The sequence below is a fragment of the Wolbachia endosymbiont (group A) of Hedychridium roseum genome (assembly GCF_964028325.1).
Classification (GTDB): domain Bacteria; phylum Pseudomonadota; class Alphaproteobacteria; order Rickettsiales; family Anaplasmataceae; genus Wolbachia.
This window is the reverse complement of record NZ_OZ034755.1, coordinates 1135683-1159443: the sequence shown is the minus strand read 5'-3', so window position 1 is coordinate 1159443 and position 23761 is coordinate 1135683. Positions and strand designations below refer to the sequence as shown.

The window sequence follows — 23761 nt, the reverse complement described above, 5'->3', positions numbered from 1 at the left end:
ATGTACAATCAGGAATATTTAAGTCAAGTCGAAGAAGCGATAAAAAAACTGCAAAGCGGAGAAAGAGTTGTCTCAATTGCATATGGTGACCATGTTGTGCGGTACGGAGAAGTTCAAATAAATGATTTATTGAATTTAAGACAACGAATTAAGGCTGAGTTAAAAGTTGCAGGCATGAGGCCAAAGAGGAAAATTGTTTTTTCAACGAGTAAAGGAATTTTATAAATGCTGCTAAAAACCTTCAAGCAATTATTTAACAAACCAAAGATAAAAAGCTCAGCGTGGGATGCAGCAGGCTCAGGAAGAAGATTTTTTCACTTTCAACCAGAGTTAGGAAGTATAAACAATTTGCTGTCTCAAAGCCTTGAGCACTTGCGTAGCCGCTCTCGTGATATGGTGAGAAAAAATCCATATGCAGCAAATATTATTGATACAATAGTAAGTAACTCTATTGGAACAGGAATAAAGCCGCAATCAAAAGCAAGAGATGGAGAATTTCGAAAGAAGGTGCAAGAATTATGGCTAAAATGGACAGATGAAGCAGATAGCTGTGGAATAAGTGATTTTTATGGATTACAAGCTCTAGTATGCAGAAGTATGATAGAGGGAGGAGAATGTTTTGTACGTTTAAGAACGAGAAAGCTGGAAGATAGATTTTCTGTACCACTACAACTGCAAGTACTTGAGTCTGAACATTTAGACAATAAAACAAATCAAACTTTAGCAAATGGTAATGTAATAAGAAACGGGATTGAGTTTAACAAGCTTGGGCAAAGAGAAGCATATTACTTATTTAGAGAACATCCAGGCGAAGGCTCATTTGGAGAATCAGTAAGAGTACCAGCAAATGATGTTTTACATATTTATAGACCACTAAGACCTGGGCAAATCAGAGGTGAGCCTTGGCTTTCGAGTATACTGCTAAAGCTTTATGAGCTTGATCAATATGATGATGCAGAGCTGGTGAGAAAGAAAACTGCAGCGATGTTTGCAGGGTTTATTACAAGGCTCGATCCTGAAGCAAATATCATGGGAGAAGGTGAAGCAAGTGAGCAAGGAGTAGCACTATCTGGCCTAGAACCTGGAACAATGCAGCTTTTAGACCCAGGAGAAGACATCAAATTTTCGGAACCATCTGATGTTGGGGGAAGCTATGAAGCATTCATGAGACAGCAACTCAGGGCAATAGCAATAGGCATAGGAATAACATATGAGCAGCTAACAGGAGATTTAACCGGTGTTAATTATTCATCCATTCGAGCAGGGCTGATAGAGTTTCGCAGAAGGTGTTCAATGTTGCAGCATAACGTGATAGTGTTCCAGTTTTGTAGACCTATTTGGAATAGATGGCTAGAGTTAGCAGTACTTTCTGGAGAACTGAGTATAGATGAAAAAGTAGTAAAAGCAGCGAAAGAAGAAGTAAAATGGATACCACAGGGATTTGATTGGGTGGATCCGCTAAAAGATCAGCAAGCACAGCAAATGGCGGTAAGAAATGGCTTCAAGAGCCGCTCAGAAGTAGTATCAGAAATGGGTTACGATGTAGAAGAAATAGACCAAGAAATAGCAGAAGATCAAAAGCGAGCTAATTCTTTTGGACTTTGTTTCGATTCTGATGTTAATCATAAAAGGGAAGGAAGGTGATGTGGATAAATAAGCCAATAATGGTAGAGAGAAGAAGCTTTGAACTACTATCATTATATAACAGCAAACAACCTATCTTTAAGAATTTAAAGCATTTTCATATAAACCCAAAAGGAATAGCAATAATACGTATTTATGGAGTTTTGACTAAAAAAACAGAAGCTTTTGATCATATTTTAGACATGACTTCGTATGAAAATATTCATGAAGAGATAGAGAGTGCTTTAGAAGATAAAAGCATAGAGACGATTCTACTTGACATAGACAGTCCCGGAGGGGAAGTAAACGGTGTCTTTGACCTAGCTGATTTTATTTATGAATCAAGAGCAAAAAAGAGAATTATTGCAATAGCAAATGATGATGCATATTCTGCTGCGTACGCTATAGCCTCTAGCGCTGAAAAGGTATTTGTGAGTAGAACTTCAGGAGTAGGAAGTATTGGAGTAATAGCAAGTCACATAGATCAAAGTAGGTTTGATGAAAGGCAAGGTATTAAGTATACCACAATCTTTGCTGGTAGTCGAAAGAATGATTTAAACCCGCATGAGCCAATGACGTCTGAAAGTTTAGAAAGCTTACAAAAAGAAGTAGGCCGACTATATGAAATGTTTTTGCAGCTAATAGCGAGGAACAGAGGTCTTTCAATTGAAAAGATTCGATCAACAGAAGCAGGTCTATATTTTGGCAAGAAAGCAGTAGAAATAGGTGTTGCAGATGGAGTTACAACATTTTTTGAATTTATCAATAATCATAGGAGTGTTAGTATGACAACTAATGAGTTAACTGAGGAAGGCTACGAGAACTGTCGTAGAGAAATTTTAGAGATAATAAGATTATGTAATATATCAAAGATGCCAGAAAAGATAGGAGAATTTATAGAGCAAAGCGTAAGTGTTGAGCAAGCCAGGGAAGTGTTAATGGAACTACTAGCAGAGCGAACAATAAAAGATAAAATTTTCAGCACTTTACCACAAAATTCATCAGAAGATTTGATGATACAAGTAGCTAAAGCTAGAGCACAATCAAGTATTTAAAGTATTTTTATAACCGCCGGGTACAACAACTACAAACATGGCAGTAAACTAAAGGGAAAAAAAGGAGAAAAGAAAATATGACATGTATAACTGAACAAAATAATCTAGGTGACTTATTAAAGTATGAGGTATCAAGTCTATATTCAAGAGACCAAATAACTGTAGCGAAAGGTCAAAATATTAAACTTGGTACAGTAGTTGCCAAGAAGACAGATGATGGTTTTATTAGAGTGCTGAACCCCACTGGAACAGACGGTACGCAAACAGCAGTAGGAGTAATTACAACCGATATACATAGCAAAGATTCTGATATGAAAGGAGTAATTATTACTCGCAGTGCAATGCTAGCAGATCATGCAGTTGTGTGGCCAGCAAATATCACTGAAGAACAGAAAGCTGCAGCAATAAAGCAACTTGAAGCACGAGGGATCATTATCCGCAAGGGAGCTTAAAAAACTATTAAAAATACAAAAGGGGGAAAAGAAAAAATGCAAAATCCATTTACAAATACGGCATTTAGCATGACGGCACTAACAAATGCGATGAATATATTGCCGATAAATTATGGACGTGTTGAAAATTTAAACTTGTTTCCAAATAGGTCAGTAAGATTTAGACATATCACCATAGAAGAACATAATGGAGTTTTAAGCCTATTGCCAACACAAGTACCTGGAGCACCAGCAACAGTAGGAAAAAGAGGAAAAAGAAAGGTAAGAACATTTACAATTCCACATATTCCGCATGATGATGTAGTACTGCCAGAGGAAGTACAGGGAATAAGGGCATTTGGATCAGAAAGTGAACTGAAAGCGCTGGCAGACGTAATAACTGACCATTTACAGCTAATGAGAAACAAGCATGCAATAACGTTAGAGCATTTGCGAATGGGAGCGCTGAAAGGGATTATTCTAGACGCAGATGGCAGTGAATTATTAAATCTGTACAACGAATTTGAAATAACACCAAAAGTAGTAAATTTTGCGCTAGGAACAGCAACAACTGATGTAAAACGTAAGTGTCTGGAAGTATTGCGGCACGTAGAAGATAACCTAAGTGGTGAATATATGACCGGAATTCATGCTTTAGTAAGCCCTGAGTTTTTTGATGCACTTACTTCTCATACTAAAGTAAAAGAAGCATACGAGAGATGGCAAGAAGGAGCAGCATTAAGGAACGATATGAGATCAGGATTTACGTTCTGTGGAATAACGTTTGAGGAATATAGAGGGCAAGCAACTGATCCTGAAGGAACCGTAAGAAGATTTATAGAAAGAGATACAGGACACTGTTTTCCAGTAGGAACAGCGAGCACATTTACAACATATTTTGCACCAGCAGATTTTAATGAAACAGTAAATACACTAGGACAGCCACTCTATGCAAAACAAGAGCCAAGAAGATTTGATAGAGGGACTGATTTGCATACGCAGTCAAACCCTCTGCCAATGTGCCACCGTCCAGCAATACTAGTCAAGATCGTTGCAACATAGGTAGAGCAAATATAAAGCGGTGTGAGGCAGAAGAATGCTTTACCTCTTCTTAGCATATAAATGTTAGTATATAGCGGAGAAACGTGCAAGAGAATATTAAGAGATTATTTAAAGATTGTTTTGCCCATTTAGGAGAAGTGGCTTTATATAAATCAAAGGATAAGTCATATATGGTACAGGTATTAAAGCAACAGCCAGATAAATTATACGAGATTGGTGAAGGACAATTTGTGGGAGAGATGCTTTTTCTTGAGGTAAGCATTTTTGATATACTGAGGCCAATTGTAGGAGATATTTTTGTTATAGGTGATTGCAAATACAAAATACACACACCACCACTTAGAGATAAATCTGGAATGGTCTGGCGAATCGAAGCGTATGGGGTGTAAAATGTCTGTTCATATAGAAGTTGAGGTAATAGAAAGTGTAAATGCTAAAAGAAAAAAAATAGAATTAGCAATAGTGAGAGCGTTAAACAGAACAGCACTATGGCTAAAATTGAAGACAGCAAAAGAAATTAGTGAGGAAAAGAAGATAAAATTAAGTTTGATAAGAAAGAGATTAAGAATTTTTAAGGCGAAAACTAGCAGATTAGAAGTGTTAATTAGAGCAAATCTCTATGACATTAGAGCATCGACAATTGGCAAGATACAAAAAACAAGAAGAGGATCGAAAGTAGGAAAGCATGAGTTTATAGGAGGATTTGCAGCAGTTATGCCAAAAGGAAATAGCGGTATGTTTAAACGTAAAGGAAGGGCAGCATTGCCAATAAAGGAAGTTAAGTTGCCACTGAAACCTGAGGCTTCAAGGATAATAGGGAATCTTGTTAATTATGAAGTTGAAAAGGTATTTGAAAAATATTTTATACATTACATGAGTTAAATTATATGCATGACAAAGTTCTGGAAAGATTTACATCAAGCAATTTGCAGCACACTGAAGGAAGAAATACCGTCTATACAGACATGTGAAATTTATCCAGCAATAAGGAAAGAATTATTAGCGCCAGCGTTATTTGTAGAGCTTGTGAGTTTAGAATCGGGAAAAGATCCTGGAACAGAGGAATTAGCGCTGAAAGCAAGATTTGAAGCGAGAATTGTAGTTGATGGAACAGTCGAGTATTCCTCGTTAGTTGTAAGGTCATTAGCAGCAGAAGTAGCAAGAGTAGTAAATAAAAATACTTGGAACGTGAAAAATGTTTCACCAGGAGAATTTATATCAGGAGGAGGAGATGATTTTAGGCCAGAGCTCGATGCATATTTAGTGTGGTTGGTTGAATGGGTTCACTATCTGCATTTTGAAGAATCAGTCTGGTTAGAGGGGAAAATTAAGCCACATAAAATAGCAGTGGGAGAAATGCATGTTGGAAAATAATTTTGCCATTGCAGAGTTACAGAGAAAAGTAGCGAATATTATTCGTATCGGAATTATTAAAGAAATAGATTATGAAAAAGCAAAAGTAAGAGTGAAAATAGGAGAATTTTTAACAGATTATCTGCCATGGGTAACGAGCAAAGCAGGAAAAGATAGAGATTGGTCTCCACCAGATATCGGTGAACAGGTTATGATATTTTCTCCTTTTGGTGAATTATCATTAGGAGTGGTATTAGGAGGAATATATCAGGAAAAATACCCTGCACCAGAGAATAAAAAAGAAATAAATAGTATAAAATTTCAAGATGGAACAAGATTGTTATATGATAAAGGGAAGCATCATTTAGAGATTGAAGTAGTGGACAAAATAACACTGAAGGCTGGGAAATCAAGTATAGAAATGACAAAAAGTGGAATAAAACTGAAAGCAGAAAGGATTGACTTAAATTGAACAAAGGAATAGTAAGGTTAGGAGACTATTGTGGAGAAGCTATACCACATTTCTGCATTAGCGGAAGTAATAATGTTTTTGTAAACGGTAAGTCAATATGTAGACAAGGAGACAGTTTTAGTGAAGGAAAAGTAATGATTCAAGTATCAAAAACAGTGTTTGCAAATGGTCTTAGTGTAGGAAGAGTAGGAGATATAGTTTCATGTGGGTTTAAAGTAATAAAAGGCAGTGAAAGCGTCTTTGCAAAATAGAAATGAAGGGTATGGATGGTAAAACAGGAAAAACATTAGAAGGAATAGAGCACTTAAAGCAATCGATAATTGATATACTGACCACTCCTATTAACAGTAGAATAATGAGGAGAGATTATGGGTCAAGATTATTTGAATTAGTGGATAAACCAATTAGTAGAGATTTTACTTTGGAGATCTATGCAGCAACAGCAGAAGCACTGGGGAAATTTGAGAAGAGATTTAAGTTAGAAAAAGTAAAAATTACAGAAGTAAAAGAAGGAAAAGTGATTCTTGTACTTCAAGGTATTTATCTTCCAGAAGGCAAATTCATAGATATTAGAGGAATAGTTGTTTAGAAATGCAGACACCTAATATTATTGAAAAGCTGAGTTATGAAGAAATCTTTTCGAGAATGAAGGAAGAATTGGTCCGTAGAGATGAAACCTTTTCAGCATTAGTTGAAAGTGATCCAGCGGTAAAGATTATGGAGGTAGCAGCATGGAGAGAACTTTTGCTCAGAGAAAGAATAAATGAAGCAGTAGAGAGTAATTTACTGAAATTTGCAGTAGGAGAAGATCTTGATAATTTGGCTGAGTTTTACGGAGTGGAGAGGCAGAAAGAAGAAGAGGATGAAAGATTTAGAAAGAAGGTAAAAGCAAAAATAAAAGGCTGGAGCACATGTGGGAGCAAGGAGTATTATAGGTATCATGCACTGTCAGCAGATAGTAGAGTAAAAGATGCATTAGTAGAATCAACTATACCAGGGAAAGTACAAATTTCAATCTTATCAACACAATTATCCACAACTGGCATAGCGTTAGAAGAGCTACTAGAAATTGTAAAAAAGCAGGTTACTAGAGATGATATAAGGGTTTTAACAGATACAGTAACAGTAATTGGCTGCAATATTATGGAAATAGATATCCACAGCAGAATGAGCATAAGTCCTGTAATATCGAAGGAGGAAATCAAGAAGCAGTTTATTGAGAAGTTTGAATTAGCAAAAAGATTAGGGTGGAGTGTAACAAGATCGTGGATAATAGCGAATCTATTTGTAGATGGTGTAGAAAATGTGGAATTAATAGAGCCAAAAGAGGATGTTGTGGTACTGGGGAATGAGTGTGCAAATTTGCGAAATTTAAAATGCTATTGCCACTAAACGCAACAAAACAAGAAAAAGCATTGGTAGATGCGATAGATTATAAAGTAGATCCAAACTGTATCAGAGGATTTAAGTTTAGTCTTAAAGAAGAAACATTGCCGTGGATAATAGAAGAATATGGTTTAGAAGAGATACTGCGTTGGGTAAAAGATAGAAGAAAAGCCGTAGTAGAAGGAGTAAAATTTCAAAGACTACGTGGAACCCCAGCATCACTCAAAATAGCACTAAAGTGGGCAAATATAGAAGATATTACAATTATTGAAGAGCCACCCGGTAAACACTTTTTTGAGTTGCAAGTAGGGATAAAAGAGGTACCAAATGACTTCTTCGTAGATGCAGTAGTAGAGCTGGCAAAACTATCACTGCCTGTAAGATCCAGATTAATGAGGATTTTTAACGATTATTATAATGTGCAGAGATTTATATTGGATGAGAGTTTATTTGGAGATCTTCTTTCTGATTATTCAGGGGTAAAAATAGAAAAAGATGGACCAGTGTTATCGTTTGGAAGAGTAAATTTTTTCAGGTCTAGTGGTCCAGTTATTAGGATTATAGAAAACTATCTACGCGATCATTATGAACGAGCTTTAAGCAATGATATATATCGCCTAGATGTAGCAATCCTTGGAGAAACCGAGCCTCACACAAGGGATTATAAAGGCATCTATGAAAGAGATCATTTGTGGTACAACTTAAAAGCACTATATCCATTACCACAGAGTTTATTACCATCGATTAAATTTGCAAAAGCGCAGATTGTACTGTCAGATAGCTGGAAATTAGGAGAAATAAATAGCTGTTTTCCGGTTGGTAGAATAGAAGAAGAAGGAAATAAATTTGTATTGGGAAACGATAAACTTTCAGGGCAACATTGGAGTTTAAAACACAAGCCAATTTTAGAAAGGTTTAGCATTACTCACAACTACAAAGTAGAAAATTATACAGATCAGAAGGTCACAAAATATGTTTTAGCAGAGCACAATATTCATTTTGAAAGTGAATTAGATTCAGAGCAAAAAGACTCAATACACGAATTAGAAAATTACATTTTAGTGTTTTACCCAGGAGTACTGAAGTGGCACGAACATCGACATTTGCACAGAAGTTGGAAAAATAGTCAAGTAATATCTATAATAAGTTAAGTACTTATATTTATATCCTCATATATTATATTAATAATAGGTTAAAATATATGAAATAAAAAGAAAAAGACTTGCTTTCTTATGCTAAAACGGACATGACTTGAATAGCGGCAGGTAAATATAAGAAATTTGTCTGGCGCTAGAAAAGCTAATTTTGTGAGGTATGCAATGGGGTTCAACGAAGAAAAGAGAGAATCTTTTAGTAAGTTTTTTAAAGAAGTATCAAGTAACGGGTTTGAAAACATTAATAAAAGAAATGAAGAAGGAGAGACGATATTACACCAAGCAGTGGAAATCTCTGATTACAAAACAGTAAGGTTATTAATAAATAAGGGAGCAAATGTGAATGCAAGAGATAAAAAGGGTTATGCACCACTGCACTGCGCAGTATTTGCGAGAAGTTTAGAAAATGTAAAAGTGCTGATCAGGGGAGGAGGAGAAGTAAATGCTACTCAATATATCAACGGATGTACGCCACTGCACTCTGCATGTAGGCTAGGGGCAGGAATTGCAATAATAAAAGAGCTAGTAAAAGCAGGAGCTGCAGTTAATCAACTGGATAAATATGGTGCAACACCAATGTACTATATCTGGGAAAGTGAAAGGTATGGCCTATGGGATAATGGAGAGAATGAAAAGGCGAGGAAATTTCTGGGAAAGCAAGGCGGAATAACAAAAAGTAGAGAACTGACGTGCTATGGAATAGAGAGGCTAGTGGGAGAAATAGCAGACATGTTGAATAGGAGTTATTTGCCTGAGTTAAAAATAATAGAGATAGGAGAAATAAGGAAGAAAGATAAGTCACTAATAAAGGAAGAATGTAAAAATTTAGCAAGCAAAATAATGAGCCAAGTGAACGAAATGATAGATGAGGTGGTGGAGGCAGACTTAAGCAAGATGTGGTGAGGAGGGAGCTCAAAAAGATGAGCAAAGAGTTTGGTTGCGAAAATTTCAAAGGGAAAGTGAGGTATTTTATGTCAAGGAAAGAAGCAAGGAATGTTTTTGATAGGTTATTGAAAGCATTATCAGAAAACAGGTTTCAACAAATAAATGAAAAAGACGCAGCAGGTTGCACAATATTGCACCGAGCAGCACAGGTGTCAGAGCCAGAAGTAATAAAGTTATTAATAGAAAAAGGTGCAGGTACAAACGATAGAAACAATAGAGGCGAGACACCGTTGCACCTAGCAGCGTTTTTAGGAAGAAGAAAAAATGTGAAAGTGCTGATAGAAGGAGGAGCTACAGTAAATGCAAAATCAAACAATAAAGCAGTACCACTACACTTAGCCTGTTTAGCAAGAAGAATAGGAACAATAGAAGAGCTGATAAATGCAGGAGGAGATCTTGATACAGTAGATAAATTTGGATGTAGCCCACTAAACTATGCAAAAATTTACACGAAAGTGACAAGTTATCTAGAAAAGAAGGGAGTGAATATGAGAGATGTAGAAGTGATGTATGGAGAAGCAAACAAGGCAATAGAGGAGGTAATGGAGAAACGAGACTGAAAAAATGAAGTCACTTAGAAAAGGAGGTATTGTTTAACAGGTTAAATAGATAGACATACATCTTAATATATTATATTAATATTCGAAAAAATGTGTAAATTTAGCAAAAAAAACTTGCTTTTTATGCCAAAACAGCCCTAAGTGAAAAAGTAGCTAGTAAACAAACAAGATTTGCTAAGCACTAAAGTGAGCCAAATTGGAGGCACTTTATATTACATTAATAGCTGAGGAAAGTTATGGTAAAATTTAGTAAAAAAGAAAGAGAAGAGTTTAATAAGGCGTGGAAAGAGGTATTAGATAACTCAATAGAAAATATTAATAAAAAAGACACAAAAGGAAGGACGATATTACATTACGCAGTAGGAATGCCAGATACAAAAAAAGTGAGGTTATTAATCAAAAAGGGAGCAGATGTAGATGCAGCAGATGCCGGGAAATATAGACCACTGCACTTAGCAGTCATGGGACAACGTGTAGAAAATACAAAAGAGCTGATAAAGGCAGGAGCCGATGTAAACGCAGTGGAACGAAGTAGCAAATTTGCTGCGTTACACCTTGCCTGCATGGTAAGTGAGATAAAAATAGTAGAAGAACTAGTAAAAGCCGGAGCGAATATAGAGCAAAAGGATAAATTTGGCAAAACAGCAATGTATTATACGAGAAAAAATAAAGAGATAATAGAAGTGTTAGAGAACGTAAAAATGGCAAATAAACAGAGGGAGTTCATAGAAAAAATAAAAACCGTATCGGAAAGTACGGCAGCAGGTGTAAAAGAAGAGCTTGTGGATGGGAAAGTGCTATAGCGTTTAAAAATTCAGGTGATTATATGGAAAAAAAAGTAGAAAAAGAGGTAGAATATTTAGAGAAAAAAGCGTTGGAAGAGCTGAGGAAAATATGGAAGAAGGTATTTGAGGAAGAGGCACCTAGACATTCAAAGAAGTATCTAATACCGAGGTTAGCATATAGAATACAGGAGAAAGCGTATGGAGAAATATCAAGAAAAGGGGCAAAAAGACTAGAATATCTAGCAGATCGGTTAGAGAAGGGAAAAAGAATAAGTAGTGATAAACTGCCAGTAGCAGGAACAGAGCTAATATTAGAGAGAGGGGAAGAGACGCATGCGGTAATGGTAACAGATAAGGGTTTAATCTACAGAGAAGAGTTTTATACGTCATTGTCAGCAGTAGCAGGGAAAATAATGGGAATGAGTTACAACGGACCTTTATTGTTTGGAATGCGTGATAAAAGTGGAAGTTGAGAATGTTAAAAGAGGTAAGATGTGCAATATATACGCGAAAATCAAATGAAGACGGTCTAGAGCAAAAGTTCAACAGCTTGGACGCGCAACGAGTAGCATGTGAAAAGTACATAAAAAGCCGAGAAGGCTGGGTAGTATTGGCAAAAAGATACGATGATGGAGGATATTCAGGAAAAAATTTAGAAAGACCAGCGATAAAGGAGTTGTTTGAAGATGTAAAGGCAGGAGAAGTAGATTGTGTAGTAGTATATACATTAGACAGGCTATCAAGGGAAACAAAAGATAGTATAGAAGTGACATCATTTTTTAGAAGGCACAGAGTAAATTTTGTAGCAGTAACGCAGATATTTGACAATAATACGCCAATGGGAAAGTTCGTACAAACAGTGTTATCAGGGGCAGCACAACTAGAAAGAGAAATGATCGTAGAGAGAGTAAAAAACAAAATAGCAACATCAAAAGAACAAGGATTATGGATGGGAGGAACTTTACCGCTTGGGTATGATGTAAAAGATAAAGAATTAATAATAAATGAGAAAGAAGCAAAGACAGTGAAGCATATATTTGAAAGATATTTGGAGCTGAAGTCAATGGCAGAATTGGCAAGGGAGTTAAACAGAGAAGGATACCGAACAAAGAGATTTGAAGCAAAATCTGATGGAGGAGAAATCTTAAAAAAAGCAACGGTAAGGAGAGTAATAACAAATCCAATATATATGGGAAAAATAAGGCATTATGAGAAACAATATGAAGGAAAGCATGAAGCGATAATAGAAGAAAAAAAATGGCAAAAAGCGCAAGAATTAATAAAGAATCAACCGTATCAAGGGAAAAAATATGAAGAGGCACTACTAAAGGGAATAATCAAGTGCAAGAGCTGTGATGTGAATATGACACTGACGTATGCGAAAAAGGAGAATAAGAGGTATCGATACTATATATGCAATAACCATTTAAGAGGAAAAGATTGTGGATCAGTGAACCGAACAGTAGTAGCGGGAGAAGTAGAAAAAGAAGTGATGAAGAGAGCAGAGCACCTATACAAAAATTGGCAAGAAAAAGCGGAAGAATGGAAAAATTTAAGTTTCAGAGAACAGAAAGAAGCAATGAAAAAATTAATAAAGGGAGTAATGGTGAGAGAAGATGGAATAGGGGTGAGTTCTGAATCAGAGGAAAAATTTATACCAATGAAGAAGAAAGGAAACAAATGTACAGTAGTAGAGCCAGAGGGGAAAACAAACAATGCACTACTGAAAGCAGTGGTAAGAGCCCATCTGTGGAAACGGCAACTAGAAGAGGGAAAATACGAAAGTGTAAAGGAGCTGAGTGCTAAAATTAATATAGGTACAAGACGTATACAGCAAATTTTGAGGTTGAATTATTTAGCTCCAAAAATTAAAGAAGACGTAGTAAATGGCAGGCAGCCAAGGAGTTTGAAGTTAGCTGACTTGAGGGAAATACCGATGCTGTGGAGTGAGCAACTGGAGAAATTTTATGGATTAGCGGCGTAATTATACCGTTTATAAAAACAACAAAAGGAGAGAAACTATGAAAACACCAAAACTATTGAAAGGTATTGCTGAGAAATAAGAAAGGTAGCCAAATTGCTGCTACTGCAGTTGATATAGAGGAATCAAGGACCTCTGATGTACCAAGAGATCTTGAGGTAAAAGAACAAACTAATGCTGAAAAAGCTACAGGAATCGACACTCAATTATACAAAATATCAATATAAATGATGAAGATTTTAGCATATCAAATGCAATAGTGGTAGAAAATGTATCGAATAAACATCAAATAAACATCAAAAAATTCAATACTCTAAACCCCAGCACACAACTCCAGAAAGTAGTACATGTGGAGCAATCTATAGCCCTTTTTGAATCTGAGAGTGTGCTTGAAAATTGATAAGCGCTAAGTAAACTTTTTAAATAAAATAAATTCTTCTTTAACCATCTAAATAAACTTCCTCCATCATTGCTGTGTAGCAAGTCATATACCGAGCTATGATCCACTTACAGATAGTGACTTATGTTGGTGAGATTCTATCTTTAACTCGTCCATATTACACCTTGGTGAGCTTGAATAGCATTTTGCCAAGACCTTATTTCTACAAAGTAGGGGTTGAAAATGATTACTTCCCTTATTTACTATATGTAAGACATTATTGTCATCATAATCTATCCTATTATACTCACCTGCACTTCTTGATCCTGAACTATCTATTAGTTGATGCAAGTATGGATCTTGTTGCTCATCAGTAGCATTGAATGGATTACTCTCTGCAACATGTAATTTCACACCATACTTACTACAAAGTACTCTGCCCTCGACATCGGAACGTCCCCACAATTCATTCTTTCCAATGCGATTGATATATTGTTTACACGTAATTCCACTATTTACGAACTCACCTTTAATCTCATGAAAGTCATTGACAATTTTACTTATAAACCACTCTGGAGGATTGTCTTGCGCAAACCTCTTACACTCATTCCTTAACTGCTCTATAGTAACTTTGATTCCCTTCTGTTGTTCCAGACTTTGTCTGAATGAATCAAAAAAACAGCTTCCATTACTGATTGCGTGCTCTGCATCAAAGTCATCAGGTATGTTTGATTTTTGCTCTTTATTATCTTGTTTTTCTGCCTTTTCAGTATCTTCTTTCTCTAAATCAAAAATCCCATTCCAATTGAATCTACCTTCTAGTCCCAATCTTTTACTCTCTCTTTCTGCCGCGTTAACTAAATCTATTTTAGAAATATCACCTTTTTCTTCATAGAACCTAGATAAAGTTTTAAAGATGTCTATCAGGTGGGTTTTTATGTCAAAATTCTTCTCCTTTTTTACAATATTAGACTCAATATTGCGTAAATCCTGTAATAGTTGTTGCTTTTTATTTACAGTTTTAGCAGATGAACTAACTGTTTCGGAATATTGACAAAGTTTTCCAGACCTTTCAAAATATCCCTGTTCAATAGCATCGTAGACCCAGCAGTCACCGAGCGCGCAATCATTGCCTAACTCTTCTTCGCGACCTTTGAATTTTTCTAATATTTCTTCTCTATTACTCACTTCTACTATAATCTTGCTTTTATCCTGTATGTCAGGATACAGTCTAAGGTCTATATTTCCCAAACTAGTATAGAAAGTTAATACTATATCGCTGCCTTCTGTAAGATCTGTGTAATACCTTATGCCATTTTCGGTTATAATTTCCACCTCACTTTTGCCAATTTTTATTATATCCCTTCTATATGATTCCTGAATTAGTTCCAGATTTCTTGTTCTATCTGTGATTCTTGCAACATCTATTATACTATCCTCTGAGTATTCTAAGTAAGATACATTATTATCGATTTTTCCATCATATAGTTGACCGCTGGTAGCAGCCTTTGCAATTCTAAAAAATTCCTCAGCATTACTAACATACTCTAAATGAGCACTGATCATATTAGCCTTATGAGCTTTGAACTTTAATTCTATTGTATCAATGACTTTTAAACTTTCTGACCTTTTTAACTTTGCTCCTCTTGATATTAATGTACATACTATATCACTGGCAATTCCATAGCTTCCTTCTAGCTGAGCAATTTTTTCTAGTACGTGATCTGCAAAGTAATAATCTTTGTCTTTAGCAAAATTTAATCTCATTCCAGAAGCTATAATCTCATTTACAACTTCTTGTAATTCAATCATGCTTTTAGCTTTTACTACCTTACTTAAAAACTCATTGCGTTTAGCAAGGTAATTTATTTGATAAATCTCTGATAAAAAACTATCGCATTTTTCATAATTATCTTGTTTTTTACCTATAAAATCAGCTGCTCCTGCTTTTAAGAGCAAGGCTTTTACATTAGGAAATTGACGAGATGGCGAATCAAGAAGTACTGAACTATCATCCTTAACATTTAAAACTATCTTTAAGTCGTTGTCATTTTCATATTGATTTAAAAACTTTCTTAGATTTTCAACCTCTGGATCATAAGCATTATCCCAATCTTCATCAGAACTTGTAGCGAGAAGCATTTTACCTAGTTGCTCTCTTAATTTTTTTTGACTATTAGTTAATAAACATCCTATAATGTTGTCATTATCAATTGCAACTTGCAGTGGAGTTTTTCCATCGTTATTTTTTATGCTTAAATCAGCTCCTTTGCTTATGAGCAAATCCATAGTTTTTCTGCTTTGATCACTACACTTAGCAGCATAATAGTGTAAAGGTGTGTTACCTTTTTCATCTTGTATATTTGGATCAGCTTTTGCATCTAAGAGATACCCAAGATCTTCATATCCACTAGAATAAATAGCAGTATCATGCAAAAGTGTTTTACCTTTATTATCCTGCATATTTAGATCAGCACCAGCTTTGAGAAGAGAAGGAATAACTTCGTCGTATTCGAGAAACACGTTCAATATTGTTGTTCCTAGATGCCCTCTTTTTAGATTAAGAACGTACTTCAGGTCTTTATTTTTCTCGTTACTTTCTAAAAACTGCTTAAGATTTGAAAATGAGTCATAATTTTCCATATTAAAATCTTTTATAATACTATTGAGTAATTTTTGATTTAACTTTTTTTGACTCTCTTCCAGTTTTAAGTTAGGTGCATGAATAAGCCACTCATCTATTAAATTCTCTAAGTATTTTTTATCATCTATCAAACTTCTATCAGCCCAAAATAAATCTCGCTTAATGAATTCATAATAACTATCTACTGGTAATTCAGTTGCTTCTGTTTTTGGGCTACCTATTTCTGAACACTCTTGTCCAGCACTTAGGTCACACTTCAGTTTTTGCTCATCAGTGTGTTTGCTTTGTTCACTGATAGGTTCTGCAATATATTTTACTGACCCTGTACCCATATTACCTGCTAGCTCTAGATATAGAATATATTATATAGAATGTGTAGTATGTGTCAAGCTAATTTCAACATAATCTTTTTACTACTCATATTTTTGTTAAGTTTTTATGGTGAGTACTACTGCTAGGTTAAAAGTTGTTTATTACTGGAAGTTTTAGCCAATTTTACTATAGATCAAAAAAATTGAGAACACCAGCTATATTTAATATTACTATTATAGGAATATGATGCTTTAAAGGAGTACGGAAACTGCTGAAGTTTTTTTTACAACAAACTTGTACGGAGCAACTTCAGCAGAATAAACAAACACATGCCAGTATTAGTAGAGAATTATTTATAAGTCAACTAACTTTTTCAAAAAATATTTTAGTGAAGATACCATGCTAGCTAATGTTATAAAGAATTGAATTATTTACTCCTTCAAAAAAGGTCGTACCTTTGTAAGAACAAGCCACGTAAAGATAAGGTTACAAAAATAGAAGATTTAAATTATTGCAACAAAGTTAGTCAAATTGGTTCATATGTAAGTTTAGCAAAAGTAAGCCAATATAGCTGGTTTTAGCGTATGATAAAATCACCATATTAAAAAGTTCGTATGGTACACATGGTAGACCACGCGATTCCAAGAAAAAATCTTCTCACGCTAGCTGATTTTTGTTGCTGGAAATGGTTGCATCATTTAAATTTATTAATGTTATACACTACCAAATTAATAGTTGCTCATTTAAGAACCTCCTTCAACTTTACCCAACTCGACACATATACTTTTTGAAACATTGCTGCAAGTAGAAAAAAACAGGTTACCCACCTTAACTTCTTTAAATTTGCTCACAATCTTTACTTGATGCATAAGGTTTTTGTTACACTCCTTTCATCTACCGATTACCTCTACTTACCGCCTTTACCTTTGCTAAGGTCAGAAACACGACTAGCTTCAGGACCTTCTAAACTCGACTGTGGCAGGTCACCAAAATTACTGGAATCACTAACACCAAGCGATATAGGTGCTTCTACTAATCCATACCCTCCTCCTACTCTGTGATATCCTAATTCTAGATAAGTACGTAGTAATGGATCAATTTGTTCTCTATTTTGAATGTATGCTTGCAATTGCACATCTTGAAATCCCGGATCATTCCTGAATAATTGTGAAATGCCCACTCTTATGTTCTGAAAGTAATTTCTATCTCTGTTTGGGTGGCCTCTTCCAAGAAAATCGCGTATTATATTTATGATATTCTGCACTTGCCCAACAGGATTTTCGTTTAGAACTCGATTAATATCACTAGCATTTTCTAATGCCCATAAACCACAATTCCAACCATCTGTTTGCTGACTAACAGAAACATTATTAATCCTGATATTATTTCCTAAGTTATTTTGAATGATATCAGTAATACCACCTGGAACAGCAGTAGCAGTTGAATCAGCATAGTACCCAACATAGTTCCCATTTTGACGTTCAATCACTAGTGTAACCCAATGAGTATTATTTAAAGTAATGATTAAAGTTAAACGCTGTTGTTCTTCATTTTCCCTAAATTGATTTAATACTCTAACAATGTGCTCGTTACCGTCATTCCTTGCCAAATTAGCTACTTCAAAAGTGTGATTACCTTCAGTACGAAGCTGATATCGCAATCTTCCAGCGTGAGCTATATCAATTTGTTGAAGCCAGTAATCATAATGTTCATTTCTCGTCGCAAATTCTAGTGTAAGTAGATCATTTACTTCTATCCCTTGATTTCCAAGAATATCTCTTATTTGTCTTCTTATCTCTTGTGCTGTAGGAATGGAATTATCACCTCCCCTTATTCTTGACTTTAATGTTTCTATTACCTGTGCTCTAGTACCTTGCAAGTAACTAAATGGAACGTGCAGATTATCATCTATATCAAGCAAAAAAATAGAGTTCTGTCCTGGTTTTCTTTCCGTGTAAAAGCGCCTGAAATTTTCACGAGTCTGATCTGATAATAGACCCTCTGGTGGATTTTCATCAATAACACTTTCAGGTCCCACTAATCCTCTAGTACTGCGGTCAAGCCTATGTATATATAGTTCTTGTGGAATAGATATAAGATCTTCTACTCTCTGTGCACCTGCATTAAATACAGCAGAAGATAAAACCACCTCATTTCCAGGAGTAATAGGCAAATATCCCCTTTGCTTGTTCATAAGTTCTTTTATTCGATCTTTTGCGTTATTCTCCTTTTGTGCTACTTCTTCTGCATTATCAGCAAATCCTAATACATATACAATCGGGTGAGTATCTGGAGCATTCTCCGTAGATTGTCTTAATAATAAAAGGTCTAATCTCTGTTCTGTAATTCTTGTGAGCATTACCCTTTCTCCTTCTTCTTCCTGCCTCCTTTTCAAACTATATGTTTGACCAATTTTATACATAGCAAGCACTTTATCAGGATCGTCACTAGCATAAAATGTACCATGTAGTATAGAACGAAACTTATCCTCACTATTAACATTTATTGCATCCCTAAGTGGCATCAATGCTCCAGAGATCTCTTGAAATAATCCTCTATGCTGACCTACATTTTTCCAGCCATCATTCATAACCCTTTCTGAAATACCATGTACATTTTCAGCATTAGGTACTTGTACAAGATCACCATCAAGAAAATTATTTGCATTATTATTTTGGTAATCGTGATATAAACCAAGGTCATTTGGTTGATCAATATCTAGCTCAAATTGGTCATTAAGTGTGCATGAAACTTCCCATACATGAACATTATTTCCATTAATATTAAGATTTTCTAAATTGATTGCTCCTTGTTGTTGTGCATCGTGAGCTCTAATATGGAGTATAACTATATCAGAACCTTCAGCATGAAAGACCATAGTCAATGCGCGCTTTCTTAAATTGGGGTCACCATGTATAAATGTGTGCTTTATTATATGTACTTCATCTTCCTCTACACCTTCTAGTTGTAAAGGGTGTATATCAAAAGCACTACTTCCAAAAGTAAAACCAGTTATACAATCAAATACTCTGTTATAATTATCTGCATTTCTTGGTATTTCACCAGGAAGATGTTGAAGCAAGAAATCTCTAATATTCTCTCCAACCTCTTCATCTTCTATATACTCAAACAATCTTTGTACTAAAGGAAATCTATCCTGTTGAAGCCCTACTGTATCAACACTAAAAGGATCTAGATTTAAATTAAAATTTAATCCAACACAAACAGTATGCTCTGATGTGGTATGAATAGGTATAAATGAAGAATTGTGTAACCTTCCAGCGTAGCCTATGGCACAGTTTAATGCAACATCTGACGGTGTGTCAAATATAGCAAGATTAATAACAATAGGAATATTTTCTCTTTCTGCTTGATGACGTACAAGAAAAGCAACATGTGAGCTTCTAGGAGATAAGTCAAGATCGATGCCTATTGTATAGCGATGACTAAAATTTGCTAAAAAACCTAATAAAAACCCGTGACTCTCAAATTTTTGACTGCGATTTTCAATATTATTTTCTAGCGCTTGTCTGCAATTATCATAGATGTCAGTGATGTATGGCAAAACTTCCCTGTGCATTCTACGTTCTACATTTTGTCTTTGGTTATTTGCTAGTATTCCCATAAAGTTGTCAATCCTTTGTTGACCTTGTGCTACCTGTGCAAACTTGACTGATCTATCAAGTTGTCTGAGCTGATTGTAATTGAGTTGTCTTCCTTTTATTTCCTGAATTGTCAATCCGTGATCTCCTAAGAGTTGTCTAAGAAGACTAATCTCAGATGCTGAATACTTGGCAAATTTATCTCTATCTCTAAAATCCTTTTCACGAATCACCTCGAATACTGTTGCAATTGCCTCTCCCTGACTCTTGCCCTTTCCATGCATGCATACTTTGTATTGCTCAAAATTTAAGTCTTCTTCCCTTAAATTTGGATTTTGCCGTCTAATCTCTCGCACTAGAGCATTTCTCTCCCTTGTACTGAACCTCAACCCATCACTATTAGGACGATCAGAAATACTGTAGCATCTGACAACTTGCTGTCCGTCACGATAAACAGCGACTTTTAGATTTCCTGTATTTCTACCACCTGTATCAATACCATGATTATCAAAACGAAAATACACTCTCTCATTTTCATTTAAGATATTAGCATCATGTGCAGTAGAAAACATACTAAAAAAGAATACAGGAAGGAAACGACCTGCACTCACATGATACAAGAAAGATGGACATTGATCTAAAAAAGATTCAAATCCTTGTCTGAATCCTTCAAGATCTCCATCCACCAAACTCCTAATAAATCCATCACCATTACTCATACAAAATACCCCTTATTTACTACGACCAGAAACACCAAGAGTTCATAAGTGGATTACTTATTACCACTAAGCGTAAAGACGCTTTTTTTCTTATAAGAAGAAACACCACTTACACTAGGAGTTCCAAGCTCAGACTGTGGAACATCATCAACTGGCAAAGTTGTTTTCTTACTACCATGAGCTTTAGATCGTGACCGTAAATTATTCCAAGGACCATCACCTACAGGTGGTAAAATTGTTTTCTCTAACTCAGAGAATAATTCTTCTGCAAACAGACCGTAATCTACATTTACTCTTTTACCTTCTCTACCAGATAATCTAAGACTTTTTATTATCCTTCCCTTAAAGAACTCAAATCTTTCAGGAAAGCTATTTTTAGCAAATAACATTATATCTAGTATTTCTTTTTTCTCTATTTCTTTTTCCTCATCAGACTTATAAATGTCTTCTCGTTTCCAGTTAATTATTAACCCTGCAAGCATGTCCTGTATAGGAACTATACAATTAGAAATATTAACAGAAATCTTTCTGTATTCAATAAAGCAGTCACATTTCCAAATCTTCATAATAAGAGATCTAGCTTGAACATTTGATTCAGGATTTTTCAACATTACATTTGAAAGTGAGTAAAGAAGGAGGTCATACTCATCCTGTGAGAGTATTTCCTTTGAATGATCACCTCGTGCTGAAGCTTCCTCATAACACCAGCACTGTACCAAATCATGAACCGTATCAAAAAAACATGACTCTATTAATTCAGCAAGAAGAGCATATACTCCCTTATCTTTCTGCAATAATTTCTGTAAAAGAGTATCTTTATCGACTATCTTATTTACACAAAAATCTAAAATAGGAGCATCTTTCTCAACAGATTGAACGCGGGACAGAGCAATAATAGCTTCTGTAAGTTTCTTTTCCTTATCTTCTTCTTTTAAATGATTATAAAAATACTCTACTCCTTCACTCCACTTAAGTTTTACAGCACTGTCAAAGCCTTCTACTGCATCATACTTCTTTAATTCCCCAGATTCTCTATCGATCCAGAAGTTGAACACACCACCTTTTCTCTTCATGCTATTTAATAGGGAGTTTCGTATGTATTTATCAGTTATAGGATTACCGCTACCATCAAGTGTGCCAGGAGGAAAACTGTTCTTGTAAAATTCAAATCTTTTTTGAAAGAATGGATGAATTTTATCCACTACACAGTAACTACAAGCCATCTCATATTTGCGAAGTGGATTATCTATTCCACCTATTTTCTCTTCAGTAAACCTTTGACCTAAAGCAGCATTATCCAACCTTACACCTGACCAGCAACCTTCATCTTGGAATACATTGTGCAAAAACTTCAACTTATCACCCTTAAAGTATTTTATGTGCTCCATAAAGTTATCTTGAAGGACTCCCACCCATCTCTTGATAGCTGACTTCCTCCCGGCAGCAACTGTTGGATCTGGATGTTTAATAGCTTCCTGTAATTTTTTGGACATCGTAGCCCGAAGCTCTTTCTGTGTTGGCATTAACCCCTCCTATTAAGTATTTATATAAAAAAGGCATTGTACAGACATTAGAATGGATTGCAATATTAAAATTACTAGAATAGAGGGTTTAATAAAAAAAACGTTATGGCTAAAACTTCTTTTCTTGAATTTTCTCAATATAATCAACAGAAAACCCTGTTATTTCAGCAATAACATCAATAGAAACACCCGCCTTGAGTGAATTTTTAGCCACAGCTATTTTAGCCTGTTTTTCGCCCTCTTCCCTGCTTTTTTCATGTCCGATTTGGATGGCTTCTTTATTTATGAGCTATATTAGCTGTGGTATTGTGTAGCAGATTATCCAACCTGGTGCTTCTCTACCTTTTTCCCACTTAGCAAACCTCATCTTTTCTTTTAGGTAATATTCTCTATAGGCTTCTATTGAATTACTACATTTATATCGATCAGGTAACGCTTGTGTAAAAATTTGTATATCAGCTGATTGAAAAATTAGCAAATCCTTATTATTATCACACCAATCTATAACTTCTTCGGATTTATGCGTTCTTTTGTATCGCAAGCTATACTCTATGCACAATTCTTTTCCATGCTTTATCAACCAATTAAAGTTTCCTTTTGAGTGTCTAGCCCATAGAGAACAAGGGTGGTTTTTGTGAGTAAGTTTATATGGAACTTCTATATTCTGGTCTGTGATGCTGACTAAAGGATTTGGCACTTTTAATGCTATTGAAAAAACATTACTTAATAACTGAGCAGTTTCTAATGGCATTTTTACTATATGCTTATCACATAACATTTGTGCCGCAATTGCTGGGTTTTCATCTAGTACAAAGATGTTCATCTAGACACCCAAAGATAGAATTAGCTTAAGTCTTTGACTTCGTTAACTGTAAGACCAGTAGTTTGAGCTATTATATCGATAGAAACCCCTGCTTTAAGTAGGTTTTTTGCGACTTCAATTTCCCTTTCTTTTCTGCCTTTTTCATGACCGATTTGGATGCCTTCTTCTCTGCCTTCTTCTCTGCCTTTTTCAGTAGCATCATCAAGTTTTTGAGCGAGGACAGCCTGTTCATCAAGAATACGTTTTATTTCCTGTTCATAGGCAATAAATTCTTTTTCTGACCAGTTAAATCTATTTAGCTCTTCATAGGCCTTTTTAATTATTACATCACTACCTATTATTTTTTCCAGCTCTTCTTCACTAGTCTCATCTGCATATCGAAAAAAATAAACCCATTTTTCAACTATATTTTCCAACTGATCTTCCTTATTCTTTGGAAATTTTGGCAACTCAATAAATATAAAATAGAAATCTTTTAGATCATGCTCATTAGTGTCTTCATCTCGAATAGTATGCTTTGATTTGTACTCAGATTTATTAGGAAACAGTACACAATCTGCTATAGCAATGAAGATAATTTCCTTAAGGTTATGATACTGGTCACCTTTATCAGCTTGCCTTGAGTAAGCTTTAGCAGCATAGTATTGAGCACGTTTTTCAAATCCTTTAGTTTTAGCGACCTGCATCTCGCAAATGTATTGAGCACCTGTAGAATCTCTACAGAGAACATCAACAATACTTTGCTTTTTAGCGGCGATATCAGGGTCTTGAATAGTACTTAAAAACTCTATATCATTTATTTCATTTTTACCAGTAAAGCCAAGAATATCATTGAGGAAGTGAATAAGGATATCTTTATTTTTTTCAGTACCGAAGATACGCTTAAACGATACATCATTTTTGGGATCAAGAAACTTCGAAAAAGCCATAAGACGTTAACCTAAAAAGCATT

General features: G+C 35.2%; 24 protein-coding genes. 19 read left to right on the top strand and 5 right to left on the bottom strand.

Features of this window, described 5'->3' with window-relative positions; genetic code table 11:
• The 19 genes from ABWU23_RS05740 to ABWU23_RS05650 all read left to right on the top strand — a co-directional run bounded on the left by ABWU23_RS05740 (position 1) and on the right by ABWU23_RS05650 (position 13034).
• The gene (locus ABWU23_RS05740) at positions 1–225 is read left to right on the top strand and encodes a gpW family head-tail joining protein (protein ID WP_353271023.1); all 225 of its coding nucleotides are present in this window, start codon (positions 1–3) and stop codon (positions 223–225) included.
• Positions 226–1644 carry a phage portal protein gene (locus ABWU23_RS05735; RefSeq protein ID WP_353270593.1) on the top strand — a complete coding sequence of 473 codons (1419 nt, stop codon included), beginning with the start codon at positions 226–228 and terminating at the stop codon, positions 1642–1644. It begins immediately after the preceding gene.
• Positions 1644–2678 (top strand): S49 family peptidase, encoded by a 1035-nt coding sequence (locus ABWU23_RS05730; RefSeq protein ID WP_353270592.1) that lies wholly within the window; start codon positions 1644–1646, stop codon positions 2676–2678. Before ABWU23_RS05735 ends, ABWU23_RS05730 begins: the two co-directional genes overlap by 1 nt.
• A 77-nt stretch (positions 2679–2755) precedes the next feature.
• Positions 2756–3130: a head decoration protein gene (locus tag ABWU23_RS05725; RefSeq protein ID WP_353270591.1), complete on the top strand. Its 375-nt coding sequence runs from the start codon at positions 2756–2758 to the stop codon at positions 3128–3130.
• A 36-nt stretch (positions 3131–3166) separates the two neighbouring features.
• Entirely contained in the window at positions 3167–4171 is a 1005-nt protein-coding gene (locus tag ABWU23_RS05720; RefSeq protein WP_353270590.1) for a major capsid protein, read from the top strand.
• 83 nt (positions 4172–4254) lie between these two features.
• Positions 4255–4560, top strand: coding sequence for a hypothetical protein (locus tag ABWU23_RS05715; protein WP_052265018.1), 306 nt, complete (start codon positions 4255–4257; stop codon positions 4558–4560).
• 1 nt (position 4561) lies between these two features.
• Complete coding sequence (locus ABWU23_RS05710; protein ID WP_353270589.1) at positions 4562–5053, top strand: phage tail protein; 492 nt, start codon at positions 4562–4564, stop codon at positions 5051–5053.
• 9 nt (positions 5054–5062) lie between these two features.
• Entirely contained in the window at positions 5063–5545 is a 483-nt protein-coding gene (locus tag ABWU23_RS05705; protein WP_353270588.1) for a hypothetical protein, read from the top strand.
• The gene (locus tag ABWU23_RS05700) at positions 5532–5996 is read left to right on the top strand and encodes a phage baseplate assembly protein V (RefSeq protein ID WP_264328558.1); all 465 of its coding nucleotides are present in this window, start codon (positions 5532–5534) and stop codon (positions 5994–5996) included. The genes ABWU23_RS05705 and ABWU23_RS05700 overlap by 14 nt, the downstream gene beginning before the upstream one ends.
• Positions 5993–6247 carry a PAAR domain-containing protein gene (locus ABWU23_RS05695; protein WP_250295033.1) on the top strand — a complete coding sequence of 85 codons (255 nt, stop codon included), beginning with the start codon at positions 5993–5995 and terminating at the stop codon, positions 6245–6247. The genes ABWU23_RS05700 and ABWU23_RS05695 overlap by 4 nt, the downstream gene beginning before the upstream one ends.
• Before the next feature lie 2 nt (positions 6248–6249).
• Positions 6250–6585, top strand: coding sequence for a GPW/gp25 family protein (locus ABWU23_RS05690; protein WP_264328559.1), 336 nt, complete (start codon positions 6250–6252; stop codon positions 6583–6585).
• A 2-nt stretch (positions 6586–6587) separates the two neighbouring features.
• Complete coding sequence (locus tag ABWU23_RS05685; protein WP_353270587.1) at positions 6588–7388, top strand: baseplate J/gp47 family protein; 801 nt, start codon at positions 6588–6590, stop codon at positions 7386–7388.
• Positions 7373–8533, top strand: a complete 1161-nt coding sequence (locus tag ABWU23_RS05680) for a phage tail protein (protein WP_353270586.1) — start codon at positions 7373–7375, stop codon at positions 8531–8533. Before ABWU23_RS05685 ends, ABWU23_RS05680 begins: the two co-directional genes overlap by 16 nt.
• Before the next feature lie 168 nt (positions 8534–8701).
• On the top strand, positions 8702–9439 hold the full coding sequence (locus ABWU23_RS05675) for an ankyrin repeat domain-containing protein (protein ID WP_264328563.1): 738 nt from the start codon (positions 8702–8704) through the stop codon (positions 9437–9439).
• A gap of 68 nt (positions 9440–9507) precedes the next feature.
• Positions 9508–10041: an ankyrin repeat domain-containing protein gene (locus ABWU23_RS05670; protein ID WP_353270585.1), complete on the top strand. Its 534-nt coding sequence runs from the start codon at positions 9508–9510 to the stop codon at positions 10039–10041.
• A gap of 236 nt (positions 10042–10277) precedes the next feature.
• On the top strand, positions 10278–10844 hold the full coding sequence (locus tag ABWU23_RS05665; RefSeq protein WP_353270584.1) for an ankyrin repeat domain-containing protein: 567 nt from the start codon (positions 10278–10280) through the stop codon (positions 10842–10844).
• A gap of 23 nt (positions 10845–10867) precedes the next feature.
• Positions 10868–11299, top strand: coding sequence for a DUF2924 domain-containing protein (locus tag ABWU23_RS05660; RefSeq protein WP_265037894.1), 432 nt, complete (start codon positions 10868–10870; stop codon positions 11297–11299).
• Positions 11300–11301: 2 nt separating this feature from the next.
• A complete protein-coding gene (locus tag ABWU23_RS05655) occupies positions 11302–12810 on the top strand; it encodes a recombinase family protein (protein ID WP_353270930.1) in 1509 nt (502 codons plus the stop codon).
• Between the two features lie 65 nt (positions 12811–12875).
• Positions 12876–13034, top strand: coding sequence for a hypothetical protein (locus ABWU23_RS05650; RefSeq protein WP_167471216.1), 159 nt, complete (start codon positions 12876–12878; stop codon positions 13032–13034).
• A gap of 269 nt (positions 13035–13303) precedes the next feature.
• Here ABWU23_RS05650 and ABWU23_RS05645 read toward each other — a convergent pair whose 3' ends face one another.
• The 5 genes from ABWU23_RS05645 to ABWU23_RS05625 form a co-directional block, all read right to left on the bottom strand.
• A complete protein-coding gene (locus ABWU23_RS05645) occupies positions 13304–16162 on the bottom strand; it encodes an ankyrin repeat domain-containing protein (RefSeq protein ID WP_353270929.1) in 2859 nt (952 codons plus the stop codon).
• Positions 16163–17049: 887 nt separating this feature from the next.
• On the bottom strand, positions 17050–20463 hold the full coding sequence (locus ABWU23_RS05640) for a cytoplasmic incompatibility factor CifB (RefSeq protein WP_353270928.1): 3414 nt from the start codon (positions 20461–20463) through the stop codon (positions 17050–17052).
• A gap of 53 nt (positions 20464–20516) precedes the next feature.
• Positions 20517–21986: a cytoplasmic incompatibility factor CifA gene (locus ABWU23_RS05635; protein ID WP_353270927.1), complete on the bottom strand. Its 1470-nt coding sequence runs from the start codon at positions 21984–21986 to the stop codon at positions 20517–20519.
• Positions 21987–22275: 289 nt separating this feature from the next.
• Positions 22276–22809 (bottom strand): pyrimidine dimer DNA glycosylase/endonuclease V, encoded by a 534-nt coding sequence (locus tag ABWU23_RS05630; protein ID WP_353270926.1) that lies wholly within the window; start codon positions 22807–22809, stop codon positions 22276–22278.
• Between the two features lie 20 nt (positions 22810–22829).
• Entirely contained in the window at positions 22830–23738 is a 909-nt protein-coding gene (locus ABWU23_RS05625; RefSeq protein ID WP_264688169.1) for an Rpn family recombination-promoting nuclease/putative transposase, read from the bottom strand.
• Between the last annotated feature and the right edge of the window lie 23 nt (positions 23739–23761).